Source organism: Helicobacter baculiformis (assembly GCF_900197685.1).
In the GTDB taxonomy this organism is placed as follows: domain Bacteria; phylum Campylobacterota; class Campylobacteria; order Campylobacterales; family Helicobacteraceae; genus Helicobacter; species Helicobacter baculiformis.
In genome coordinates, this window is the sequence record NZ_FZMF01000055.1 from 1 (window position 1) to 3,398 (window position 3,398).

Sequence of the window (3,398 nt, forward strand, 5' to 3'; positions counted from 1 at the left end):
TAGAACAATGGGATTTGAGCCCAGAGGCTAACGCTAATAACAAGCAACGCTTAAGAGTTTCTAAAATTGACCCTATAGAGGCACAAGAATTAGCCCAAAGCTTTAATTTTAAGGGAAGAAGAGAATTAGTAAGAGAGATTGACGCGCACCAAGTGATCCACGCTCTAAGAGAACATGGCGATGCCACTAAAGAGGCTAAACGGGGGCAAATTGCTATTACAATAGAGGACATTGCCCATTACCAAGATTACCTTAAAAACCCCGACTTTAAGAGCGTGCAGGAGAACGGGCGTATTGTTTATGGCAAACAGATCAACGGGCATGGAGTGGTAATAGAAGAGGCTTTAACAGGGCAAGATAAGCTAAGATTTTTTGATATGTGGAAGGTAAAGGGGGCATTGAATAAAGAAGTTCTGCTAGCCCATAGCCAACGCCCTAACACGACTCCAAGCCTTAATCTTGAAGGCTACATGCCTAGCAGTGGGACTAACCCTACCACCCAAGAGCTAAAAAGTCAAGCCCTAGAACTCCACACCACCGCTAAAGAACAAGAAGAGGGGTTTAAAGAGCTCTTAGATGGATTAAAAAGCCCTAATAACTCTTTAGAAGTTACCAACACTCTAAAAGGCTTAGAGAGTGTCCAAGAGAAGCTAGAATATTACAAGGGGGATATGAGCAAAATCAACGACACTCTAAGAGGGGCTGTGTTTACAGATAAGCAGGCGTTTAATGCTGAGTTTATGCGTGTGTTAGAGTACTTAGAGACTAATCCCAATCTTAGCAACATAACCCCCAAATTCATTAAAACCCAAGATGGTTACACGGGCGCACATATTAATTTTAATTATAAAAGCGTGCCTGCTGAAATACAGGTGCATACACCTAAGAGTTGGGAAGTAAAAAAGGCTTTAGACCCACTCTATAAAGAGAAACGGCGGCTTTATTTAGCGGGTAAACTAAGCAACAAGGACATAAGAGAGTTTAAACGCAAAATGAAAGCTATAGGTCAAGAGTCGGATTTAGATAGTAGCTTGCTCACTTCGTTTAAACTCACTTCGCCACAAGCGTCATCTACCATGTCTGTATTGGCAAAAAAATCAGGAACAGACTTAAAAGACACCCAAGAGCCTTTATTAAAGTCAAATTCAAACCCGGGAACTTCATCATTAGGTAGTGCATACAACCGCTTAGAATCAAAGTTAAACCAAAAATCCACATCTTTAACCGGGGGTAAAGGTACAGACACTGGCATACAGACTCCTTTAAATGAGAGTAGCACAAGCCCCCTTAAGATCACCCCCAACCCTAAAAAGAATGATCTAGAACAGGCATGGTTAAAAGCCTTTGATCGCAACATTCTAGATGAGCCCTTTATCCCTAAGTTTAGCCCTGCTGTTCAAGAAGCTTTAGAACCCGTACTCAAAGGGGAGACAATCCAACTCACACGGGGGAGTTTGGCGAAGTTAGCTAAACGCCAAAGAGAAGAGTTTTTACCCTTGATTAGACCGACTTTAGAAGAGCCTAACGCGGTGCTAGATAATGGGCGGGGGATTTTGTTTATTAAAGAGTTTATTGGTGCTGACAAGAATCGTTACTTTATGAGTGTAGCTAAAAACTATAGCGGAGAGCGGGTATTTAGTTCTCATATGCGCAAAGATTTTAGCGCCATTAAAAACGAATTTAAACGCTCAAAAGTGCTTTACAATGCAGGGTTTAGCGGTGGAGAAGTTGCTGGTGCGTCTGATATATTAGGATCGGGCGGAACTGCCATGAAGCCCTCTGACTTGCAGATTGATACCCCACCGAAGCATAGCAGTGCTTTAAACCCTGAGGGGGAGCCTACCACCCAAGAGCTAAAAAGTCAAGCCCACACCCTCCACACCACCGCTAAAGAACAAGAAGAGGGGTTTAAAGAGCTCTTAGAGGGGCTTAAGGGGGGTGATAGCACGCTAGAGGCTAGCAGTATCCTTAAGAGTGTGGGGAGTATAGAGAGCAAGATTAAGCGCAAGAGGGGGGATATAGGGGCGATCAATGACTTATTAAGGGGGGCGCTAATCACACCCACCAAAGACGCGCTAGACAGTCAGTTAGTGCGCATTGTGGATGTGTTAGAGAGCAAGGGTATAACCCCCACTATAGAATTACAGCACCGCAATGCGGGTTATAAGGGTTTGCATGTGCAGTTTACTTATGAGGGCATCCCTAGCGAGATACAGGTACACACTGCCCAAAGTTGGGGGGTGAAGAAGAAGTTAGATGAGAGTTATCATGTGCTGCGGGAACAGGAGATTAAAAAGATACTAACCGATAAAGACATAGAGGCATTGGCTGAAGAGAGCAGACGGCTTGCTCAAGAGGTAGATTTGGAGATGAGTTCTCTAGCCTCATTTGAGTTAAGTTTAGATAAATTCTCTAATTCTGAAAAGTCTGTATTAGTAAGAAAATCTTCTACAGACTTAAACGACTCCCAAAATTCGCGTTTAAAGTCGTATTCAAATCGCGCCTTCTCTGAGGAAGATACAGCATACAGCCGCCTAGAATCCAAGTTAAACCAAAATGTTAATTTATCCACAGGCAAGGGGAACATACAGACTCCTTTAAATGAGAGTAGCACAAGCCCCCTTAAGATCACCCCCAACCCTGCTTTTGGGGAACACTTTAAAGAGTTTGAGCTTAAGGGGGCTCAAGCGGTGGCAAAGCTCTTAGAAGAACAACGCGGGCAAGTGGCAGGGGCGTTCTATAGGGAAGACTTGGGGTATATTGATCTTGTGTGGGGCAATCTTAAAGGAGAGGGAAGAGGCGCTAAGGGGTGGGGCTTATCTAAAATCTTTGCCAAGCATCTTGAGGACTTTAAGGGCTTTGAGGGTAGTACGCCTTTGCAGAAGTTGGCTAGGGGGTTAGAGGAGATCGTGCAGAAGGGCATTGTGGTTAATAAAGAGGGTGTAAATACCCTATAGCTTAAAAGGGGGGATGCTTATTACTTGGTGGGCTTGTCTAGGGGGTGGTTTGGCAAGGGGGACAATACATGGGTTGTTACAAGCTATAAGAAGGTTAAAGGCGATATACCCAAAGAACTTAAGGGCGATAGCGCGAACCTGTCCGCTTATAGCGCTAAATTTGATCCCGTACTGACTTCTACGGATGAACCCTTAAGCGTCCCTCGTTCTACCATAACTCCGCTTAATGCAGAGAAAACCCTTAAGAGCGCACGCGCTAAGGATTTGACTAAAGGGGCGGACAATCTCCCTTTAAACTCTAACAAAGCGCTTTAGCACACCCCCCCTTAAAGGGCAAAAGTTCTAACTTTAGTCAAGATTGTAGCTTTGCCCCTTGATGGCGACTTGGATATTTGCTATCTAGCCAAAGCATGCGCAGGGGTTTAGAACACCATAAGCAGA

1 pseudogene is annotated in these 3,398 nt (G+C 44.3%); it reads left to right on the forward strand.

The annotated features are described in order from the left end of the window. The first annotated feature begins 14 nt into the window (after positions 1-14). A pseudogene (locus tag C6G87_RS07245) lies at positions 15-3,272 on the forward strand (putative barnase/colicin E5 family endoribonuclease). The last annotated feature ends 126 nt before the right edge of the window (positions 3,273-3,398 follow it).